This is a genomic window from Metasolibacillus sp. FSL H7-0170 (genome assembly GCF_038593115.1).
Classification (GTDB): domain Bacteria; phylum Bacillota; class Bacilli; order Bacillales_A; family Planococcaceae; genus Metasolibacillus; species Metasolibacillus fluoroglycofenilyticus.
Genome location: NZ_CP151964.1, coordinates 3,000,288 through 3,021,243, shown reverse-complemented (window position 1 = coordinate 3,021,243; position 20,956 = coordinate 3,000,288). Strand labels below are relative to the sequence as shown.

Sequence of the window (20,956 nt, the reverse complement as noted above, 5' to 3'; positions counted from 1 at the left end):
CTTTCCTCAAGATTTTAAACGTTACTTGCGCATTTATTTTTTTAAAATGACGACAGTAAAATCATCATCCAATCCATCCTCTTGCAATTCCTGCAATTCTTCATATAATTTTTCACACATTTCTTGCGCACTTAAATGGCGATGCGTAAGAGCTAACCGCTCAATAATTTTTCTTGAATCGATTTCTTCATCATGGCGAAATTCTGTGACACCATCTGTCATCATAATAATAAAGTCGCCTTCATAAAGAGGAATCTCAGTTTGCTCATATTTCATTTCAGGCATAATACCTAGCAGCAACCCCTTTGCCCCTAAACCATAGAATGCATTATCCGCAGCATTGTAATAAATAGCTGGCTCATGCCCTGCCGAGCCATATGTAAATATGCTTCGCACTAAATCAAGTCGCCCATAAAACATTGAAACGAACATGCTGTCATCTACGCTTTTTTCAATAATGCGATTCAATACTTCTAGTACATAGGCGGGGTTAGTTTCTGCATACTCCAGCGTGTCGAGCCCATACTTCACCATCGACATACAAAGCGCAGCAGGCACACCTTTCCCAACAACGTCCGTTACAGCTACCCCTACATAATTTTGTTCATCTATTGAAAAATGAACGTAATCACCGTTCATTTTGCGTATCGGGATAGAAATCATTCCAATATCGATGGCATCAATTTGCGGTACTGTCGTTTTTAATAGAACGCTTTGAATTTTAGCCGCTACATTCATTTCAATCCGCATTTCTTCCTGTTGCTCTAGTAAAATTTGATGCTCTTTTAAAGTTAAGCCGAAATAAACCATTATTTCGATTAAAAAATCATAGCCGTCCTTACTCACCGCAGGCAGCTCTGGAAATATTTCTTCCATTACTTGCTTATGCATATGTATTACTTCTTCTGGTGCTATATTTTTTTGAATCAATTGTCGAATAAAGCTTTGCCCAATATACAAATTTCGCTCTGATTGATTTTCAATATAGTCTGTGAGAATTTTTTTATATTGTATTTTTAGTTCTCTCATACAATGTTCCCTATCACAACCATTTTTTTACGCGAACAGTTGTCCCTTCTTCTAATTGTGATTGAATCTCTATATCATCCATTAATCTTTTAACACCTGGTAAGCCTGCACCAATGCTACCTGATGTTGAAAAGCCATCCTGCATTACAGTGCGTACGTCCTCGATACCCGGTCCTTGGTCAGTTGCGGTTATCGCTAAACCAATTTTGCCATCTTCCTCTATTTTTTCTATTGTAATCGTTCCAACACTGGCATATAAATAAATATTGCGTGCCAGTTCGCTAATAACTGTCGTAATACGAGCTTGATTCACAGTATCAAAGCCTATTCGTTTTGCTTCGTTGCGCCCTATTTCACGTGCAGTAACAATATCCCATTCAGTTGTAATATTTACTGTTGATTTCATATACTCACTGCCCTTCAATCACATTATCAATTACGCCTCTGCTAACTCTAGTCCCAATTTTTTGAGTTCACTGGTGGAAGTTAATTATTGTCACGTCCTGCGACAATGATTAACTGACCTGCATCATGCAAGCCTCCCTTCAAAATCTGCAACATCCGCTGCAAGTCTAGCCAACACGATGTTGATTACTCAGTCGTTACCTGAGTATGCGATGGTCTTAGACTGAGTTCCTCTTTGTTAGCGGATGTTTAGATACCCGCTGAAATGGGTCTATTGCTTGTATTCACTCGCTACTTGTAGACCTGAGAGACTCCTGTATCTGGCGCTTCGCTTTCGATACAAAAAGAATTTGGCCCCTACGGTTACTCGTCGCAAAAACATCGCCGAAAGAAGTGAATATCTATTTTAACTATACCGTATAATCATATTTTGTAAAATTTATTTGTAGAAGCATTTGAAGGCACTGCTTTTCGAACATTTCATAATCAATCTCATTGAAAGTACAGCTATTTTAAAGAGAAATCTGCTCATTTTAGAAGTTTAAAAACGGGGAATTAAGCAGATTTTTTAATAAAAATTAACCTTCCCTTATATGAAGGCGATTTTCTCCAAAACAAAACACCGCTGCAACCGCAACGGTGTTTTGTAATTATGTATTAAAAACTTACGAGGCCTAAACTAATACCTAATGCCATATCAACTTTTTCCATTAATTCATCATCAAGCTGTGTAATACGGTCTGTTAACCGTGATTTATCAATAGTACGCAATTGCTCAAGCAAAATTACCGAATCGCGTTCAAAGCCATACTTCTTGGCATCGATTTCGACATGAGTAGGTAATTTTGCTTTTTGAATTTGCGCAGTAATAGCAGCTATAATGACAGTTGGACTAAATCTATTACCAATATCATTTTGAATAATCAGTACAGGTCTTGTACCACCTTGCTCTGAGCCTATAACAGGTGATAGATCTGCAAAAAAAACGTCTCCACGTTTTACGCTCAAATTGTCATCCCCCGCTAACGAGACGCCGCTCCACCATATGTTCCGCTTCATATTCTGCATGCAGGCATTCGCTGCAAATCATCAGATTAATATGCGACATTTCCACATAGCCCTTTTCTAAAGCTTCCCGTATTTGATTTGGTTGTGTCTGCTTCACTCGTTTAGATGTTGAAACATACAGCATTTCGCCATTATAGAAATCGCTTTGGGCAAATATTTGTTCAATTCCTAGTAATGGCCCGTTTGAAGAATTTATATTCTCTCTATTTTTCGTGTACACAACAAGCACCTCCACAAAAGACCGCAAAACTTCTGCTTTTCATAATTTCATTCTATCACTGAATACATGCAATGAAAAGACAAGAAATCTAAAAAACTGACAAACTCTGTTTTAAAAGCGGTTTTTGTCGAAAGTACAATTATTTTAGCTAGTATATATCCTCGGCACTCGGTTTGTTATAATACATGGTATTTCATAATTGATTGTCTCGAGCTTATTTGCCCATTCATCTAGTGAGATCGTTACATTTTGTTGTGTACCTATTAATGTCACTTTCTCTCCAACAGTATATGCTTTTGGAAGTAAAATCATACATTGATCCATGCAAATTCGACCAACTATCGGAGCGCGCTGCCCGTCAATTAATACTGTTTGTCCTGTTAATTTACGAAGTAGCCCATCTGCATAGCCTATCGGCAATGTGCCGATAAAAACATCCTCTTCTGCCGTATAAGTTGCGCCATATCCAACAGTTTGTCCTGCCGCTAGCTCTTTAACATGTACTAATTCTGTTTCCAATGACAGCGCAGGCTTCAAAGGGAATGGTAGATATTTTGCTACATAATGAGAGGGTGCTAAGCCATACATTGAAATACCGAATCTTATCGCATCATATTGAAGCGCTTTGTCTTTGACTAATACTGTCGCAGTATTAGCTACATGTATGAGGCGCGGCTTAACAGCTAACACTTTCAACATATCGTGAAACAGCTCTACTTGCTGTTCGAAATGTCCTGTATTTTCCTCATCGGCAGTTGCGAAATGGGTGAATACTCCATCTATCTCCATTTGCCCTGCTGCGACAATCGCTTCTTGCAAAAGTTGCAGCTTCTGTATAGAAGTAACACCAATTCTCCCCATGCCTGTGTCAATTTTTATATGTAGCTTTAATTTGTTTGTTAAGTGGAATAGTGCTGCTTGCTCGACCCACTCTTTCGAAAAAACAGTAAGAGAAATATTATTTTCAGCAGCATAAGTAACAAATGAAACAGGGCTTGCTCCGAGTACTAATATGTCAGCAGTAGCTATATGTGAACGAACATGAACGGCCTCTTCAGGTGTAGCAACCGCCAATATTGTAGCGCCTGCCTGCAATGCAGCTTGTGCAACGGCTATATCCCCATGACCATAGCCATTCGCTTTTATAACAGCTATGATTTGCACATCTGGTTGTAGGTGTTTTTTTAGTTGTGTGATGTTTTTTTGAATAGCTCGTAAATCAATTATCGCTTTCGTTGGACGGTAATATTGAATTTCTTCCATATGCTTTGTACCCTCTTTACTCAAATTCTAAACATTTAAGTAGTAATAGCCCTTTTTCAGCGTAATTATGTATAGATATAAAAATCCATACATAATTACCGCGTCAACAAGTAGTATTGCCACCTACTAAATTAAAATAAGGGCTATTACTGAACAACTAATCTACTTCATTTCACCAGATGTAACAGAAGCTGCTACTTCAATCAGTTCTTCTCTTGTCATCTTACTAGAAGCAATGAAAAATGATATGCCGTCACGTTCCCAGCTAATCGAATTATCTGTAATTGCACCAATAGCAAACCCTAAATCAGCCGGATCTCCAGGAGCAAAGACAGGTACAGTCGAATCTATTGGTACAGCAGGCTGCTGCATCAATGTGAATGCTTTTTCACCTTCAAATGTTAAAATAACACGCTCTATTCCATCTTCTCGAATCGTTTGTGAATCAACTAACTTCGTATGATCCCATTGCAGTATTGGATAATGCGTTTGAAACGCCTCACTATTTGTTATATCGGCACTTGCTGCTTCTTTTTCTTTATTTTCTTGAAATTTTTCAACAGCATAGTCCTCTGCCTTATGTGTTACGCCTAATTTAACATCATTAAAAGTAATTGAAATTTGTTCCTCGCCTGCCTCATTTAAAATTGCTACACTTTTTGGGAGCATTGATTTTTTATCCACCGTTACTAGCTGTGTTGACATACCTGTTTTGTCCGAGTTACGTGTCGCCGCGGTAAAAATATAAGTATCCTCGCCATTTTCCATTTGCAACCCTTTATCGGCTTGTATATCTTCTGCCAATGCGCCAATTAAGTACGCTTGGCTATTTTGCTTCGGCCAATCACTTTGAAATTTATATGTTTTCGATAGCGCTGGTGTAACGACGAATACTCCTTCCTCATTTCGAACAATCATTTGTGTAATATCCTCATTTTGCGCGGTTACTTCCACTTTGTAAAAGTCAGGCTTGGTATGCCACACTTTCACATCATATGCACGAGGCTCATTGCCAGTCTTAATTTCCATTGAAGCAGTTAATTCGTAGCCCTTTGTTTCTCCCCATTTTTCTCCAATTTTTTTCACAACGTCCTCTTGCGATGCTTTACCACATGCCGCCAAAAGGAAAATACAACAGCCAATCATAAAAATGATTTTTCGGTAGTGCACAATCCCACCCTTTCTCCACTTTCGCTCTAGTAATTCAGCATATGGAGTGTTACGTCAAAATATGTCTTATTCCATTAAGACAACTTGAGCAGCTGCTACTGTTTGTGTATGGGTAATTGTTACAAAGCCCTTTACACGCTTAGCATCAAAAAATAATTCGGGTGCACCTTGCTTGTTTTTTAAAATTTCAATTTGCTGTAATTCACAGCCTTTGCCAATGCCTGTACCATTGGCCTTTGCATAGGCCTCCTTTGCCGCAAAACGCCCTGCCAAAAATTCTACCTGTCTTGCAGTAGATAGCTTTGCAAAAAGCATTTGCTCACGAGGTGTTAAAATACGTAGCATAAATTTTTCAGAGCGTTGCATCGCTTTTTCAATGCGTGTTAGCTCAATGATGTCTAATCCAATTCCTTTAATCATCGCCATGTTATTCCTTTCATTATTTATCCTAACCAATGTATAATTAACATCGAGGTGGAAAAATGTTTATTCGTAGAGAAAGTTTTCAACAGTATATTAAAATGTATCCCGTCGTTTCAACTATTATTGCTTTAAATATTATAGCTCATCTTGTCACACGCATTCCCGGTCTTGGCACTGAGCTTTTTTATGCGGGTGTTAGCCACAATGGCTTAATCGCTGCAGGAGAATGGTGGCGGATGATTACGTCCATGTTTTTGCATGCAGGCTTTTTGCATATTTTATTTAATATGTTTTCACTTTTTTTATTTGGGCCTGAGCTAGAAAAAATCGCTGGCAAAATGCGCTTTCTAACAATTTATTTTCTTGCAGGCATTTTCGGAGGCATCGTTACATTCGTAACACAGGATGCAGACTATGCGAGCGTTGGGGCTAGCGGGGCAATTTTTGGTATTATCGGGGCGTTCGGAGGACTTTTATTCTATATGCGACATGTCATGCCACAGCTTCGCCAAATTATTCTTCCAATCATCGTCATTAGTGTAATCATGACGTTTTTACAGCCAAATATTAATATCGCCAGTCACCTAGGTGGACTAGTCACAGGCTTTGCACTAGGGCTATTTTATTTTAAGCCTAAAAATATGCTACGTTGGCGACAATAATGCCCGGCTGCTAATTGATTTCTTTTTTGACATACAAACGACTGTCAGAAGAGCATTGCAAATGCAAGCTCTTCTAACAGTCGTTTTATTTCGTATTATGAGCTGGAAAACTTAACGCTCATACCAGCGCATTAACTCATCAATGCATTGCTCATCCATATGATAAGCCTTCGCAGATGCCCCTGTCGCACCTGACATCACAACAATTTTCGTTGATGCAACACTTTTTCTCTTTTGGAAATAATTTTGCTGTTGCTCCGCAATTTGAATGCGGCGTTTTTCTGCAATAAACGTTACGCGACTAATCGTTCTATACATAATCGTAATTTGCTCACTTGAAATTTTAAAGCGAGCTGTTTTAAATTGCCATAGCCCTAACAGCAATACAGGTATTATTAATAATAAAGACAGCATACCGTACGGGAAAAAGAAGTATGATAATGCAGCCATTAGCGGGACAAGCCATACAAAGTCAATCCGATAAAAGTACGGTCGTGCACGCTTTGGTGGTCGTATCGCTTCCTCTAAATTCAAGTCAAAATGAGGAAATAGCTGCTGCAATGGCTGTGCCATTTTCTTTCTTGAAATTAAAGGAAATAAGACAACTGTTTTATCTTTTTCTCCTCCAAAGCCACCCCCAGCACTTTCTACAATCACCGCCGCTAAGCCAAATATTTGTCTAAATGGGTTTTCAACAATTTTAATTGCTTGTACACGATTTAAAGGAATCGTAATACGTTTTTTCTCTAATAAACCACGCGTTATAATAAGACGCTCATTTTCCTCAGATACTTCAAAATTATAATAGTTAATAAATGTAATTACTACAGATACTAGCCATGCAATTAATAAACCAAAAATAGCAAGTATAACAATTAATAAAAAGCCAAAGCGTAATAATTGCGCCATCTCTTCATAAATCCAATCATACGGAATAAACTCCGAAAACTGCGAAACAACAGCCAATACCCCAGCTAATACAACCCCAATACTATTCGAAGTAGTTGCTAAAACCACTAAATCCTTTGGTGACATTTTATGAATGAGGCGTGTTGCCTGTAACTCCTCACCTTCTACAACATGCTGCGCTATTTTTATTTTTTTTGTTTCATTTTCAATAAAATCTGCAGCCTCGCGTGTAATAGCTGTAAGCTCAGCCTCTGCCTTTCCAGACTTATTACCCGCTGTTTCAACCGACACCTGCACTAAACCAAAAATACGGTGAAAAATACCTTCTTTATAATTTAAGCTTTGAATACGGTCATATGGGATAAAGCGCTTCTTTTTAATAAATAAGCCGTGCTGAACCCGCAGCTCATTATCCTCAAACCAATAAGTAAATGTCCACCATTTAATAATGCCATTGAAAAATGAGAAAAGAATAATAGCTGATAAGATGATAAGCGGTATCATTGATTGAAAGAAGCGCTCGTCACGAAAATTCAAGCTAAAATTAAAGCCGTTTGCTACAACAATGATAACAATTGGAATTAACGAGTCCTTTAAAGCTTTTGCACAGTTAATAATAGCCGATACAGGATGCAATTTATATTTAGACATCTTCTTCCGCCACCCTTGCCAGTTCCGAAATTTTAGCACGCAGTTCGTCTGCATCTGCCGTAATTAACATCGGAATCACATGCGTTGTTGCAGCAGAGGAGATTGAAATATTCGCCAAATCATATTTTTTTAATATTGGACCTTGTCCTGTATCTACATGCTGTACACGCACCATTGGTATTAGTGTACGTTTGACAATAAACAAGCCACTTTGAATTTCAATCTCCTGCTCACGCACTTCATAACGCCAAATACGCCAACGGATATTTGGAAAAATCCATATTTCTAATAAGGCGATTATAATAACAATCGCCGCAGCTATAAAATAAATATATTTCGGCCATTCAAAATAGTATGTAGCAAAACTAACTGCTCCAGCAATGATAATAGCTACTAGTGTTTCTAGTATGCCGTATAGTCGCCAAACGGTTAATCCTTTTTTAGGAATTTGATATTTTGGTTCCGTTCTCATTTTTCCACTTCCTCTCCCTTCCATTATACGTATGAATACTATATTTGTTTCAAAAAAATTTAAAAGTGCCAGGCACGCAAACAATTCAGAATTGTTTTTGTGCCTGGCACTCTAATGACTAGTCTTCGCGACGGCGTGGGCGGCGGCTTCCGCTGCTTTCACGACGGCGGTCACGGTTGCGGTCTGACGATGGACGATTGCGGTCGCGTCCACGGTCACGGCTACCACCACGGTCATTACGGCGGTTGCGGTCATTGCGACCACTGCCACCACGACCTTGTTGTGAACCACGCTCACGGCGCATCGGCAATGGACGCTCTTCTGTAATTGTTACAGGTGTTGCATCTGGCTCACGTGTCACAGATTTTAATGCCGCAGCGATTAAATCAACTGCATTATAATTTTCTAATAGTTCCTCCGCCAATAAGCGGTAATCGCTAAGCTCAGCAGATTGCACTAATTCCACTAAGTGTTCAACTGATTGCTGTTGTTGACCTACTAATGCTTCACTCGTTGTAGGTGGCTTTAATGGTGTCATACGCTTTTTCGTCGTTTCTTCAACGATGCGTAAATAGCCCATCTCACGCGGTGTGACGAATGTAACAGCAAGACCTGACTTACCAGCACGACCAGTACGACCAATACGGTGTACATAGCTTTCTGGGTCCTGTGGAATATCAAAGTTGTAAACATGCGTTACACCTGAAATATCAAGACCACGCGCTGCAACATCTGTCGCCACAAGAATATCGATTTGGTTTTCTTTGAATTGACGCAATACAGAAATACGTTTCGCTTGGCTTAAATCACCATGAATCCCTTCTGCATTATAACCACGTAAGTTTAATGCTTGCGTTAACTCATCAACTCGACGCTTTGTACGACCAAAAATAATTGCTAATTCTGGTTGGTGCACATTAATAACGCGACATAAAATATCGAATTTTTCACGCTCTTGTGCTTTTACAAAATATTGCTCGATATTATCAACCGTTAATTCTTTTGCCTTAATTTTTACGATTTCTGGCTCCTGCATGAATGTTTCCGCAATTTTGCGAATCGCTGGAGGCATCGTTGCTGAGAATAGTAATGTTTGGCGATTTGATGGTACGTTTTCTAAAATCGAATTAATATCATCGATAAAGCCCATATTTAACATTTCATCCGCTTCATCAAGTACTAATGTTTGCACATCTTCAAGCTTTAATGTACGGCGATTAATATGGTCAATAATACGTCCCGGTGTACCAACGATAATTTGTGGTCTGTTTTTCAATGCACGAATTTGGCGCCCAATTTCCTGACCACCGTATACAGATAATAACTTCACACGTTTATCATATCCGATTTTATAAAGCTCTTCCGAAACTTGAATTGCTAATTCACGAGTTGGAGCAATAACTAATGCTTGGATGTTTGGGTTTTTAGGGTCAATTTTCTCAATTAGAGGAATACCAAATGCGGCAGTTTTACCAGTACCAGTTTGTGCTTGGCCAAGTATATCGCGACCATCTAATGCAAATTTAATTGTACCTTCCTGGATTGGTGTTGCTTCTTCAAATCCCATACGCTTCACTGAGCGTAATGTAGATTCACTAATATTTAATTCTGAAAAATTTGTCAAACTCTTCAATCTCCTTTTTTCCTTATAAGTTGACAAATGGTTACATTTTCAGATGAAGTGTCGGCAAAATCGAGCCTATATGTGGAACGGTTTCCGTTACGTAAAAATTCTCTCTGCGCTTCCTGAACATTGCGCAGAAGCTTTCTTAATATGAAAAGGAAAGCCCGGTCGTTGCCGAGCGGTTTAATTCTACTTAGGTAATCAACATCAAATATGAAAACTATAGAATGAAACCGTTAAATTCAAAAAAAAGCACTCTTCACTATGTAATCTGAAGAGTCTTCGCACAAAATGTATCCATTGCTTTACATAGTCTATCACGTGCACAGACAGTATGCAATGATAATGCTTAACTTAATAATCTGACTTTTTACGTTGTGCAAAGAAATGCCAGCACCTCACAAAACCATTCTTCACAATCATCGCTATAACAAATATGATGTTTACCATTTGCCGATAAAAATAAATGCTTCTCTTCCGTTCGAATACTGTCAAATAAAAAATGGGCTGCGATATGCGGAACAATGCCGTCCTTCTCTCCTTGGATAATAAATGTGGGCACATTGATATGCCCAATATAAGGCTCGACCTTTTTCACAATGCGCATAAATTCAACCATCGAACTTAGTGGAACAGTCATTAGTTTGCGCTCATAGCGTTGAAATAATTCATTATTTTTTAAATGTCCTTTTACTGCCTCTTTTGCCATTTGGCGCAAATCCTCTAACATTTGGACTGGGCTCATATACTTAATGGCCGCACTTAATAGTACTAGTTTTTTCACAGGGTAACGCTTTGCTAAATATAAAGCGATAACACCGCCCATCGAAAAGCCAATAACCGTAATCTCATCGACCTTTTTAGCTAGCTGGCGATAGGCAATTTCCGCATCCATTAACCAGTGCTGTGCCTTATAGCCACGCATAGAAAGTTCCTCCCCGTGCCCACAATAAGTAGGTGTCACAATGTCACATTTCATATGCTGCCGTAAATATTCTGTTAAGGGCTCGATTTCATATGGTCCACCCGAAAAGCCATGCAGTAATAAAATTCCTTGCTTCACCTTGCAACACCAACCTTCCTATCTCTTTTACCCCACATTAACGGGCATTACGACTCTCACTTCAAGACTTAAGTGAAAATTCGCTAAGGATGATTAGCTTCCCATAATTGCCCGATTGGTTCAGCGGGGGCACTGATTGAAGTTTCACCTTATATTGCCCAATTTGCAGAAACAAAATAGCATGTCAGAAATATTTCCTAACATGCTAACCCCGCATTCATGAACAACACAATATGCTAAAGCGATTTGCCAGTCACTCGCTTTTGGAAATCAAATATAAGATTGCCATAGGCTTAGCTACTTACGTTCAACTTTACGACAGATAAGTCAAAATTGTTTCGAGCTTCATGCCGCGCGAGCCCTTTAATAAAATAATGGACTGCTCACTAGCATCAGCCTGTATTTTTTCAACGATTGGCATATAGTCTGTCTCGCTATAGATTATATGCTGCGCATCAAATGTTGCAGCCAGTTTGTCGTATAGCCATTTCATGCGAGTACCATATAAACAAATGTATTGTACAGCCGCTTTATCTATATATTTCGCCATATTTTCATGGAAGGCTTGCTCGTCATCTCCAAGCTCAAGCATGTCACCAAGCACAAGCCATTTTTCAGGTCGGATAGTCGTTGTTTGCATAAAATCAACTGCTGCGCGCATTGATGTTGGTGCAGCATTATAGGCATCATTTATAAATAATAATGTACCCTTTGGCACTAATTGCATACGCATATTTGTTAATTCAATTTGTGCCAGTGCTGTGCGAATTTGCTCATCTGTTAAATTCATCGCTTTACATATAAGCATCGCAGCTAACGTATTTTTCACTTGATGCTTACCTAAAATAGGAATTGTAAAATCGCCTTGTATTAAACCATCTACCGTAAAGCTACTGCCCTCTTCCGTAGCTGTAATATGAGTGGCATAGAGCTCATGCTTCGTATTAAAGCCAAATGCTTTTGCCTCCGTATAGGCATCCTCCGCCACTAAATTGCACAATAACGGTTCGTCTCCATCGTAAATAAGGAAGCCCTCTTCGAGTAAGCCTTGCGTAATTTCATATTTCGCTTGTGCAATGCCCGCACGCGAGCCTAAATCTTGCATATGCGCTTCACCAATATTTGTAATAATGGCCAAATGTGGACGCGCAATACGGGCTAAAAGCTCAATTTCACCAAAACCACTCATGCCCATCTCTAGCACTGATATTTCCGTATCTTCATCAAGCTGTAAAATAGTAAGTGGCAGCCCTAACTGGTTATTGAAATTACCGATTGTTTTTTGCACTTTAAAATATGGCGCTAATGCACTCGCTACGATATCTTTAGCAGAAGTTTTGCCATTTGAGCCGGTAATACCGATAAATGTCGCCTTATGCTCACTGCGATAAGCAATAGCCATTTGTTGCAGCGCTTGCTCAGCATCATCAACAAAAATTAACGGCAGATTCTCTGGTGGATTTGGCTCATCGTTAAGCCATAAGGAAGCAGCAGCCCCTTTTTCAAATGCTTGCTCAACAAATTTATGACCATTCACTGATTCACCTCGAAATGGCACAAATAAATCTCCAGCTTGAATTGTACGAGTATCAATTGAAATACCTGTTACAACAACATCCTCATGTGTTTGCTCATCTATTTTTAACCATGTAGCTAACTGCTTTATTGTTTTTTTCACGTTTTATCCCACTCAATCTTTGTTGTACTGAAGCTGCTGCTTTTCTTCATAGCGCTCTACAGCTAATTGAATTAATCTATCTATTAATTGCGAATAAGGCACATCTGTATTTTGCCATAGCAATGGATACATGCTAAAAGGTGTAAAGCCCGGCATTGTATTCACTTCATTAATCAATACCTTATCTTCTGCTGTAACAAAGAAATCTGCACGTACAAGCCCTGCACAATCTAATATTTTAAATGCACGCTTTGCCATATCTTTTAGTTGCTCAGATGCTTGCGTAGAAAGTTCAGTAGGTATTATTAGCGCTGTTGAACCATCCTTATATTTTGAGTCGTATGTGTAAAACTCTGTTGTAGGTTTAATTTCACCCGCTACAGACACTTGTGGCTCATCATTGCCTAACACTCCTGCTTCAACCTCGCGGGCAACTATCCCTTGCTCAATAACTATTTTACGGTCATATTGAAGAGCAAGCTCCACTGCCTCGATTAGCTGCTCACTATTATTTACTTTACTAATTCCTACACTTGAACCTAAGTTTGCTGGCTTAACAAATAACGGCCAGATTAATTGCTTTTCACATTTTTCTACGATACTTTGCGGATTGCTCTTCCATTCACTTCGTATAAAATAAATATATGGAACTTGCTGTAAGCCTGCTATTTCAAACAACTGCTTCATGATAACCTTATCCATAGCAGCAGCAGAGCTTAATACGCCATTCCCAACATACGGAATATTTAATACTTCAAACAAGCCCTGTACTGTTCCATCTTCTCCATTTGTTCCGTGCAGCAGCGGGAAAATGACATCAAATTGAATAGCATTATGCGCTTCAATAAATTCCGTAATATTATTTGGCTTGCTTTCTTCTCTAGTAAATTGTAATTGCCCCTCAGTTTCTACAGGAGCTGTTAATTGGGGACCTGTACGCCATTCACCGTCCAATGTAATATAAATGGGATACACTTCATAGCTAGTAAAATCGACAGCCTTAATAACCGCTGTTGCTGTCGATAGCGATACTTCATGCTCCGCAGATTTCCCGCCATATACTAACCCTATTTTTTTTACCATTTTATTTCCCCCTAATATTATCAATTAATCCTCACAAAACGTTCTAAAACTAACTAATTAAAATCTGCTCATCATACGGCTGTTTAATAATATCATTCAAATCGTCCCAAACTTCATCTGGAAAATCGTAGTCCAGTAATGTTCTAATTTCAATGCTGTAACTGGAATTAGGCTTCTCTTGCTTGCTTAACGATAACAACGCGCCCTCCTTCATATAATGACGCCAAGAGCGCAATACATTTGCATCAATTGCTGGTATTCGTTTGGCAGATTTGCGTCGCCAGAAGTTACCAGTGCCTTCCTTTTCCCTCACCATTTGATTCAATAAATTGGCAATAAGATGCTCCACATCTGCCAAGAAGCGGAAATATATTTTAGTCATTTGATCTTCAGGCGCAGCATAGTAAATATAACGATTTTGTAACTTTTGGAAAAACGGCGAAGCAAGTGGCTCTTTTTTATGACCAATATACAAAAGCTCGGCCTGCTCTAGAGGCGTTAATTCATTTACTTGCTGCTCGTTGTGAAAATCTAATAAACATAAATCTCCTTTTAAATCCGTTCGTGCAAAGCCCGGTAAATCTTCTGTTGAAATAAAATCTAGCAGTGTATGCATATTAAAAGAACCATCTTCATAAGCGTGCTTTATTAAAAGTAAATTTTTTAATGATGCTGCAGAAGACAGAAATTGTTTATGTGTTAACCTACTGAATATCACAAAGTGGTCAACATCATTCATATGTACATACAAATGGTGCATATAATCCTCTGCCGCCCTCATTTTTCTTGCCACTGCCTACCCGCTCCTTCAATTCCAATAATACTCCTATTATATGCCTATTCCTTGTTTTTTTGAAACATTTTAAATAATGTATCGTCTCAATTCTTACCGATTCAAAAACAGCGACTTCTAACTAATAGCAAATATTTTACTTTCCTTAAGGTGCAATTGTAAAAAATCGAACAAACAACCGTTGTGATTGCTTGAAATTTCACTACATATTACTTAGTTTGCAGTATTTTTTCATATAATATGATAAAATCAATTACGCCTCGGCTAACTCGGTGAATATTCATGATACAGCTTAGTCGTTCGCACCAAAACTTTGAATTAACTACTCCAATAAGACGCAGGTCTTTTAAAAGGAGTTCCTTTTTTTCAGTGAGAGCTACAGCATTCACTGAATTAAATATCAATCATGCAATTAAGCACTTATGAATAAGGTGAATTTTATGGAAAATAATCGTCAATTTATGAAGCGTTTTGATTGGGCACTTGCTGTCATATTATTAATGTTTCTCGCCATTAGTTTATTAGCGATAGCATCTGCTCAGACAGGTGGACAATACGGAAATTATAATTTTGTGCCAAAGCAATTACAATGGTATCTCGTAGGTGCAATTATTATTTCCTTCGTTATGTATTTCGAGCCAGACCAATACAAAAAAATGTCTTGGTATTTATATGGTATAGGCATTTTACTGCTAGTCGTTCTTCTTTTCATGCCCGACGGTGTCGGACAAATTGCTGAAAAAAAAAATGGAGCTAAAAGCTGGTATCATATCCCCGGTGTAGGTAGTATTCAACCTTCAGAGTTTATGAAAACCTTTTTCATTTTAGCTACAGCGAGGTTAATTAGTAAGCATCATGAAAAGCATTTAATCAGGTCATTAAAAACAGATTTTATTTTACTTGCTAAAATCGGGATTACACTCATGATACCATTAGCTTTTATTATGCAGCAGCCCGATCTTGGTTCATCGCTTGTTTTTATCGCCATTACAGCAGCACTTATTATTGTAGCAGGTATTTCATGGAAAATCATATTACCTGTTATTGTTGGTGGTAGTGCTATAGGCGGTGCACTACTTTGGATGGCACTTTATATGCAGGATTTTTTAGAAAAAACATTTGGTTTCAAATCGTATCAATTTGCCCGCATTTATTCCTGGCTCGACCCATATTCGTATTCTTCAAATGAAGGTTATCACCTTATCACTTCGCTTAATGCGATTGGCTCAGGGGAAATTTTTGGTAAAGGCTTTCAAGGTCGAGAAGTATACGTATCAGAAAACCATACCGACTTTATTTTTGCAGTAATCGGCGAGGATTGGGGCTTTGTCGGAGCAAGCTTTGTTATTTGCTTATACTTCTTATTAATCTATCATTTAACTAAAACGACATTACTGCTGAAAGACCCATTTTGCACATATGTTTGTGCCGGTATCATCGCAATGATTACATTCCATGTTTTTGAAAACATCGGTATGACGATTCAACTTCTTCCAATTACAGGTATCCCATTGCCATTCATTAGCTATGGCGGAAGCTCGTTAATGGGGAATACACTCGCAATTGGGCTCGTCTTTAGTATGCGATTCCACTATAAAACATATATGTTCTCTGGTAATGACGATGATGAATAAAACCTTGTAGGGGCGTCTGAAAAGCGTGCAGAGGCAATGCTTTTCAGACGTTTTTGAAATAATACTTTTATTACACACCTTTAATATATTTGCGGCTGGTCCGTTTAATTGACGAGTTTAATTTTTGTGATAAGGACATAGTTTTATCCACGTGTTTTTATTGCTCGAAATATATGATACAACGAAGGAGCCGTCTCAAAATGATTTTTCAGACGGCTCCTTCACTCTTTCTTATGCTTGTTGTGCTTGTGGTGATTGTACTGGTGGTGTCAATACTTTCAAAAGCTCGATGCGAGATTTTGTAACAGTTGCGTTCACACCTAACTTAGATAAATTTGAAACAATTTTCTTTAAGTCGATTTCTTTCGCCATTTGCTCCACCTCAGCCTTTTTATAGAATATATCAATTATGCCTCCACTAACTCACTTCCAGATTTTTTGAGTAAAACCGAAAAAGCTTTTCTTTAAAATCTGTTACATTTACTAGAGGCCTACCCTAATTCAGTAGTAGTAATTAGGATAACGTTTTAGGATAGTAGAAAGTTTCACTCTTTAGAGGTCTGACTTGTTTTTCTATACATATCATACCATTAATTCTCACTTGAAAATTTATCAATTATGTTACAACTGCGTAAATTATTATTATCTAGCCTATATTAACTGTGACTGCAATTCTCTCTACCCACTTATACAATATGCTCCATTTCTATTATTTTATTCATCAAATTCTACATCAATTACTGGGGCTGTCCAAAAAGCCGTGCATAGCCGGCATTTTGGACAGGAGCGATGATGTTTCACAAAATGTTGATTCCTATAAACAGAGAACGCCTCTTTTAAAAATGTGATGAACAGCAGCGTTATCCTTCAGTAAAAGGGAAGCGATGAAAACATTGATTTCAATGCGGTGGCAAAACAAAATGGACTTTTCGAACAACTCCTTTTTTGGGATGGTAATGGAAAACTTCCGTAAATGTGCTTGTCAGTACAAAATATGTGCTTCCGCTGTCTACTCCTTACAAAAAACATTACTACATCGAGATACCTTTATTAAAACAGTCTACATATGCTACTATTATTTAAGGTATTGTACATATCTTTCGTGTATTCAAAAAATTAGGAAGTGGGTGCTGCTATGCTTACTGTTATAGAAACTAGCTTTGTTGCTCTTATTATTTTAGTGCTCAATATTTTATTTGCTATCGCAGTTATTTTTTTAGAGCGCAAAGACCCATCATCTTCATGGGCATGGCTATTAGTATTATTTTTCCTTCCGGTCGTTGGATTCATGTTATATTTATTGCTCGGTAGACAGCTTAGTAAAAAGCATTTTTACCGTTGGGAAGGGCGCGAAAGCATCGGTATTAAAGCATTAATTGATTATCAAATTGAGGCTATTAAAGAAAATAAACTTGAATTTCGTGGAGAGCATATCGAAGCACATCAAGATTTAATTTATATGAATTTAATTACGAATCATGCTGTTTTAACACAAGATAATCATGTCGATATTTTAAATGATGGCACCGAAAAATTTGAGCGACTCATTCAAGATATTATGCATGCCAAAGACCATATTCATATTCAGTACTATATTTTCAAGCTTGATAATATAGGTAAGCGAATTTTTGATGCGACGGTTAAAAAGGCACGACAAGGTGTGAAAGTTCGCATTTTATATGACGAAATGGGTTCACGTAGTGTACGGAAAAAGCAGTTTAAAGAGCTGTTAAATCTCGGTGGAGAAATAGAAGTATTTTTCCCTTCTATCTTACCGCTTATTAATCCGCGTTTAAACTATCGAAACCATCGCAAAATCGTTGTAATTGATGGACGCATTGGCTATATTGGTGGATTTAATGTTGGAGACGAATATTTAGGCTTAAACAAAAAGTTTGGTTACTGGCGCGATACTCATTTACGTATTGAGGGAAGCGCCGTCCATCCTTTACAAACTCGCTTTTTACTCGATTGGAATCAAGCAAGTCACCATCATCGTGTAAAATATGCTGAGCGCTATTTTCCTGTTATCCCTCAAAAAGGAACAGCGGCACTACAAATTGTGTCAAGTGGACCTGATACAGATTGGACAGTTATTAAAAATGGCTACTTACGGTTAATTGCAGATGCCAAAAAATATATTTATATTCAATCACCGTATTTTATTCCTGATAGCAGCTTTTTAGATACGATTCGTATCGCCGCATTATCCGGAATCGATGTGCGAATTATGATTCCAAACAAACCAGACCATCCTTTTGTTTATTGGGCAAATTATTCATATGTAGGACTTTTGCTAAAAGCAGGTGCACGTATTTATCAATACAATAAAGGTTTCATTCATTCTAAAATGCTCGTAATCGACGATGAGGTTGCTTCAGTTGGTACAGCCAATATCGATGTGCGCAGCTTCAGTTTAAATTTCGAAGTCAACGCCTTTATTTACGACCGACCAATTGCGCATTATTTAGCAGAGGCATTTGAGTCAGATATTTTCGACAGTACTGAGTTAACAAAAGAAATTTACGATAATCGTTCAAACGTAGTAAAATTTAAAGAATCCATTTCTCGATTACTTTCACCCATTTTATAAGATGAATCTTTAATCGCTACATGTCCATCTACCGAATAAAAAAATGGCTGCTGAGAAAGCAGGCTCATCCCTGCATTTCTCAACAGCCATTTTATTATATTCGTGAAGTTTTTATTTGCTTAATAGCTCTTTTATTTTATTCCTAAATACTCTTCTAATGTTATGTCTGCTTCGAAAATTGCTTTTGCCATTTCAAGACCTATATAACGAAAATGCCATGATTCATACATATAGCCTGTAATGTTTTCCTTGCCCTGTGGGTAGCGTAAAATAAAGCCAAACTCATGAGCATGCTGATGTAGCCACTTTCCTGCAGCCGTTTCACCAAATTCACTTGTCAACCATAAGCTTTCGCGCCCTTTCTCCCCTATATCATAAGCAAGGCCTGTTTGATGCTCAGAATAACCCGGACGTGCACTATAACGATCTGCCGCTTTTTGTCCATCTCTGTTAACATAATTTGTATATAATGTTGTTTGATATTCATAGGAGCGAAAACCACTAAATGCTACAAGATTGAACCCTGCTGCCTTTGCACCCGCAAGCATTTTTTCTAATGCCACCTTCGCCTCAGAATTCTCTCCTGGATTATACGTCTTCGGTAAAGGGTACTCTTTATTTGCGATTAAAACACCCTTCACGTAAGTCGGTTCCGTTGGCTCAATATGCGTTACCGGATAGCCGCTTTCATCATACTCAGTTCGTTTTGGCTCCTCCTTTGATTCTACTGGCTGCTCCTCTTCCTCTAATTGCGTGCCATCTTTTTCATCTAACTCTTCTTGTTCATCTACTTCAGTTGGAAGCTCAGTAGAATTGTTATTTACATCCTGCTGCTCATCAACAGGCGACTGTAATGAAGGATTAGTTAATTCTTGCTTTTCTTTTACTGTCAACACAATGGCACTAATAATCAATAATGAAGTAATTGTAATAATAACGATTTTCCAAGTATCACTTGTTTTTTTCGTTCGATTGCCCCTCATTCCTGCGCCTACTTTCCTTACTTAATTTTCTATCACTTTTTAACTAAAATAAAAACTACGACAACTGTTGCCAAGCCAAAAAATATGGCTAAATTCCGCATCCACTTCGCTTCCTTCACATAGCCTTGACGCATAAAGCTACGATAGCGAAAGAAATTTGAAAATGTAAACATAACCGTTAAAAACAACACGGCTAAATTAAAATTTTGTTTAATAATAAAAAATATAGCTAGTGCACTACTAGCTATGACTAGTAGCATAGATATTACTTTCTCGTTCATAGTGTTTTCCCCATTATTTCTGCTCTGAATAATATTTTCGTCCGATATATGTTTGAATGATTAACAGCAAACCACCAATTGACCAATATAAAGGTAATGCCGCCATTGATGAAAATGAAATAATCACAATCATAATTGGTGAAATGTACATAAACATTTTCATTTGTGCCTTTTGTGCTTCAGGCACTGTCCATAACGATACTTGCGCTTGAACCATATACACAATTCCAGCAATAACCGTCATAATGATATCAGGTGAACCTAAACTGAACCATAAAAATGGATGTGACTTCACATCTGGTGAATATAAAATGGCATAGTAAAGTCCCATAATAATCGGCATTTGAATTAATATCGGTAAACAGCCCATATTTAATGGATTGATATTATGTTCACGGTAGAGTGCTAGCATTTCTTGTTGCATCTTCGCTTGCTCTTCCTTCGATTCAGCCTCTTTCATTTTTTGCTGGATTTCCTCCATTTTCGGCTTTACAATATCCATTTTCGACTTCATTGCTGCTTGCGCTCGGTAATTGCGTAGCATAAAGGGCATTAATATTAAACGAATACCTACTGTTATTGCAATAATAGCCATACCATAGCTTCCGTTAAATAGGTCATTCCCTAAAAAATCTAGCAATCGATCCATCGGCTTTACAAAAAAGCTATAAAAAAAACCTTCTTGGTTCTCGACTGCCTTACAGCCACTTAATAGTAAGCTTAGGCTTCCTAGCATACCGAACAGCATTATTTTTTTCATACGGTCACCTTCTAAAGTTGTTAATATGGTGAGTATACAGCAATCTTTTCATGTGCTCAATTATTTGACTATATCAATTACATCAAAGCTAACCTCAGCCTAAATTTTCCGGGTTAATTGTAACACGGTTAAGTCGCCTACGTCGTGCAAGCCTCCCTTCAAAATCTACGATATCCGTGCGAGGCTCGACTG

General features: G+C 38.0%; 21 protein-coding genes. 3 read left to right on the top strand and 18 right to left on the bottom strand.

Translation table 11 applies throughout. The features are described 5' to 3' along the window. Positions 1-33 precede the first annotated feature (33 nt). The 7 genes from MHH70_RS14160 to acpS all read right to left on the bottom strand — a co-directional run bounded on the left by MHH70_RS14160 (position 34) and on the right by acpS (position 5,575). Positions 34-1,029, bottom strand: coding sequence for a PP2C family protein-serine/threonine phosphatase (locus tag MHH70_RS14160; protein WP_066169103.1), 996 nt, complete (start codon positions 1,027-1,029; stop codon positions 34-36). 13 nt (positions 1,030-1,042) lie between these two features. After that, entirely contained in the window at positions 1,043-1,435 is a 393-nt protein-coding gene (locus MHH70_RS14155) for an anti-sigma regulatory factor (RefSeq protein ID WP_066169105.1), read from the bottom strand. 656 nt (positions 1,436-2,091) lie between these two features. Then, positions 2,092-2,442 (bottom strand): type II toxin-antitoxin system PemK/MazF family toxin, encoded by a 351-nt coding sequence (locus MHH70_RS14150; protein WP_042476940.1) that lies wholly within the window; start codon positions 2,440-2,442, stop codon positions 2,092-2,094. Between the two features lie 4 nt (positions 2,443-2,446). Continuing rightward, a complete protein-coding gene (locus MHH70_RS14145; RefSeq protein ID WP_235616079.1) occupies positions 2,447-2,668 on the bottom strand; it encodes a hypothetical protein in 222 nt (73 codons plus the stop codon). Between the two features lie 198 nt (positions 2,669-2,866). Then, positions 2,867-3,985 carry an alanine racemase gene (gene alr, locus MHH70_RS14140; RefSeq protein WP_066169106.1) on the bottom strand — a complete coding sequence of 373 codons (1,119 nt, stop codon included), beginning with the start codon at positions 3,983-3,985 and terminating at the stop codon, positions 2,867-2,869. A 162-nt stretch (positions 3,986-4,147) separates the two neighbouring features. Next, the gene (locus MHH70_RS14135) at positions 4,148-5,131 is read right to left on the bottom strand and encodes an outer membrane lipoprotein carrier protein LolA (RefSeq protein ID WP_066169108.1); all 984 of its coding nucleotides are present in this window, start codon (positions 5,129-5,131) and stop codon (positions 4,148-4,150) included. A gap of 90 nt (positions 5,132-5,221) precedes the next feature. Then, positions 5,222-5,575 carry a holo-ACP synthase gene (acpS, locus tag MHH70_RS14130; protein ID WP_066169110.1) on the bottom strand — a complete coding sequence of 118 codons (354 nt, stop codon included), beginning with the start codon at positions 5,573-5,575 and terminating at the stop codon, positions 5,222-5,224. 62 nt (positions 5,576-5,637) lie between these two features. Between acpS and MHH70_RS14125 the strand changes: the two genes are divergently transcribed. Further along, the gene (locus tag MHH70_RS14125; RefSeq protein WP_107943336.1) at positions 5,638-6,240 is read left to right on the top strand and encodes a rhomboid family intramembrane serine protease; all 603 of its coding nucleotides are present in this window, start codon (positions 5,638-5,640) and stop codon (positions 6,238-6,240) included. Positions 6,241-6,351: 111 nt separating this feature from the next. Here the strand turns inward: MHH70_RS14125 and MHH70_RS14120 are convergent, their stop codons facing one another. The 7 genes from MHH70_RS14120 to MHH70_RS14090 form a co-directional block, all read right to left on the bottom strand. Continuing rightward, positions 6,352-7,800 carry a PH domain-containing protein gene (locus MHH70_RS14120; RefSeq protein WP_342471794.1) on the bottom strand — a complete coding sequence of 483 codons (1,449 nt, stop codon included), beginning with the start codon at positions 7,798-7,800 and terminating at the stop codon, positions 6,352-6,354. Beyond that, on the bottom strand, positions 7,793-8,272 hold the full coding sequence (locus MHH70_RS14115; RefSeq protein WP_066169114.1) for a PH domain-containing protein: 480 nt from the start codon (positions 8,270-8,272) through the stop codon (positions 7,793-7,795). The genes MHH70_RS14120 and MHH70_RS14115 overlap by 8 nt, the downstream gene beginning before the upstream one ends. Before the next feature lie 118 nt (positions 8,273-8,390). Further along, positions 8,391-9,896: a DEAD/DEAH box helicase gene (locus MHH70_RS14110; protein ID WP_066169116.1), complete on the bottom strand. Its 1,506-nt coding sequence runs from the start codon at positions 9,894-9,896 to the stop codon at positions 8,391-8,393. Between the two features lie 370 nt (positions 9,897-10,266). Then, the gene (locus MHH70_RS14105) at positions 10,267-10,959 is read right to left on the bottom strand and encodes an alpha/beta fold hydrolase (RefSeq protein ID WP_342471793.1); all 693 of its coding nucleotides are present in this window, start codon (positions 10,957-10,959) and stop codon (positions 10,267-10,269) included. 313 nt (positions 10,960-11,272) lie between these two features. Next, on the bottom strand, positions 11,273-12,637 hold the full coding sequence (gene murF, locus MHH70_RS14100) for a UDP-N-acetylmuramoyl-tripeptide--D-alanyl-D-alanine ligase (protein WP_342471792.1): 1,365 nt from the start codon (positions 12,635-12,637) through the stop codon (positions 11,273-11,275). Between the two features lie 12 nt (positions 12,638-12,649). Beyond that, complete coding sequence (locus tag MHH70_RS14095) at positions 12,650-13,720, bottom strand: D-alanine--D-alanine ligase (protein ID WP_066169122.1); 1,071 nt, start codon at positions 13,718-13,720, stop codon at positions 12,650-12,652. A gap of 49 nt (positions 13,721-13,769) precedes the next feature. Beyond that, positions 13,770-14,513, bottom strand: coding sequence for a hypothetical protein (locus MHH70_RS14090; protein ID WP_107943340.1), 744 nt, complete (start codon positions 14,511-14,513; stop codon positions 13,770-13,772). 440 nt (positions 14,514-14,953) lie between these two features. On the opposite strand from MHH70_RS14090, the gene MHH70_RS14085 reads away from it, so the two are divergent. Beyond that, positions 14,954-16,147, top strand: a complete 1,194-nt coding sequence (locus MHH70_RS14085; protein WP_066169125.1) for an FtsW/RodA/SpoVE family cell cycle protein — start codon at positions 14,954-14,956, stop codon at positions 16,145-16,147. Positions 16,148-16,378: 231 nt separating this feature from the next. On the opposite strand, the gene MHH70_RS14080 is transcribed toward MHH70_RS14085, so the two are convergent. Next, positions 16,379-16,519 carry an Lmo0850 family protein gene (locus MHH70_RS14080; protein WP_201261946.1) on the bottom strand — a complete coding sequence of 47 codons (141 nt, stop codon included), beginning with the start codon at positions 16,517-16,519 and terminating at the stop codon, positions 16,379-16,381. A 763-nt stretch (positions 16,520-17,282) separates the two neighbouring features. On the opposite strand from MHH70_RS14080, the gene cls reads away from it, so the two are divergent. Next, complete coding sequence (gene cls, locus MHH70_RS14075) at positions 17,283-18,740, top strand: cardiolipin synthase (RefSeq protein ID WP_066169127.1); 1,458 nt, start codon at positions 17,283-17,285, stop codon at positions 18,738-18,740. Positions 18,741-18,871: 131 nt separating this feature from the next. Here cls and MHH70_RS14070 read toward each other — a convergent pair whose 3' ends face one another. Genes MHH70_RS14070 through yidC form a run of 3 tightly spaced genes read right to left on the bottom strand, consistent with a single transcriptional unit; the run spans position 18,872 to position 20,764 of the window. Next, positions 18,872-19,723: a M15 family metallopeptidase gene (locus tag MHH70_RS14070; protein ID WP_342471790.1), complete on the bottom strand. Its 852-nt coding sequence runs from the start codon at positions 19,721-19,723 to the stop codon at positions 18,872-18,874. Between the two features lie 32 nt (positions 19,724-19,755). After that, a complete protein-coding gene (locus tag MHH70_RS14065; RefSeq protein ID WP_066169131.1) occupies positions 19,756-20,004 on the bottom strand; it encodes a hypothetical protein in 249 nt (82 codons plus the stop codon). A 13-nt stretch (positions 20,005-20,017) separates the two neighbouring features. Further along, entirely contained in the window at positions 20,018-20,764 is a 747-nt protein-coding gene (yidC, locus tag MHH70_RS14060) for a membrane protein insertase YidC (RefSeq protein WP_066169133.1), read from the bottom strand. Between the last annotated feature and the right edge of the window lie 192 nt (positions 20,765-20,956).

Bases quoted from the DNA above. Each gene is read 5' to 3' on its own strand.
- MHH70_RS14120 (WP_342471794.1), bottom strand. From the start codon at position 7,800: ATGTCTAAATATAAATTGCATCCTGTATCGGCTATTATTAACTGTGCA.
- MHH70_RS14160 (WP_066169103.1), bottom strand. From the start codon at position 1,029: ATGAGAGAACTAAAAATACAATATAAAAAAATTCTCACAGACTATATT.
- MHH70_RS14070 (WP_342471790.1), bottom strand. From the start codon at position 19,723: ATGAGGGGCAATCGAACGAAAAAAACAAGTGATACTTGGAAAATCGTT.
- MHH70_RS14095 (WP_066169122.1), bottom strand. From the start codon at position 13,720: ATGGTAAAAAAAATAGGGTTAGTATATGGCGGGAAATCTGCGGAGCAT.
- MHH70_RS14115 (WP_066169114.1), bottom strand. From the start codon at position 8,272: ATGAGAACGGAACCAAAATATCAAATTCCTAAAAAAGGATTAACCGTT.
- yidC (WP_066169133.1), bottom strand. From the start codon at position 20,764: ATGAAAAAAATAATGCTGTTCGGTATGCTAGGAAGCCTAAGCTTACTA.
- alr (WP_066169106.1), bottom strand. From the start codon at position 3,985: ATGGAAGAAATTCAATATTACCGTCCAACGAAAGCGATAATTGATTTA.
- MHH70_RS14135 (WP_066169108.1), bottom strand. From the start codon at position 5,131: ATGATTGGCTGTTGTATTTTCCTTTTGGCGGCATGTGGTAAAGCATCG.
- MHH70_RS14080 (WP_201261946.1), bottom strand. From the start codon at position 16,519: ATGGCGAAAGAAATCGACTTAAAGAAAATTGTTTCAAATTTATCTAAG.
- acpS (WP_066169110.1), bottom strand. From the start codon at position 5,575: ATGATTAAAGGAATTGGATTAGACATCATTGAGCTAACACGCATTGAA.
- MHH70_RS14125 (WP_107943336.1), top strand. From the start codon at position 5,638: ATGTTTATTCGTAGAGAAAGTTTTCAACAGTATATTAAAATGTATCCC.
- MHH70_RS14155 (WP_066169105.1), bottom strand. From the start codon at position 1,435: ATGAAATCAACAGTAAATATTACAACTGAATGGGATATTGTTACTGCA.
- cls (WP_066169127.1), top strand. From the start codon at position 17,283: ATGCTTACTGTTATAGAAACTAGCTTTGTTGCTCTTATTATTTTAGTG.
- MHH70_RS14085 (WP_066169125.1), top strand. From the start codon at position 14,954: ATGGAAAATAATCGTCAATTTATGAAGCGTTTTGATTGGGCACTTGCT.
- MHH70_RS14065 (WP_066169131.1), bottom strand. From the start codon at position 20,004: ATGAACGAGAAAGTAATATCTATGCTACTAGTCATAGCTAGTAGTGCA.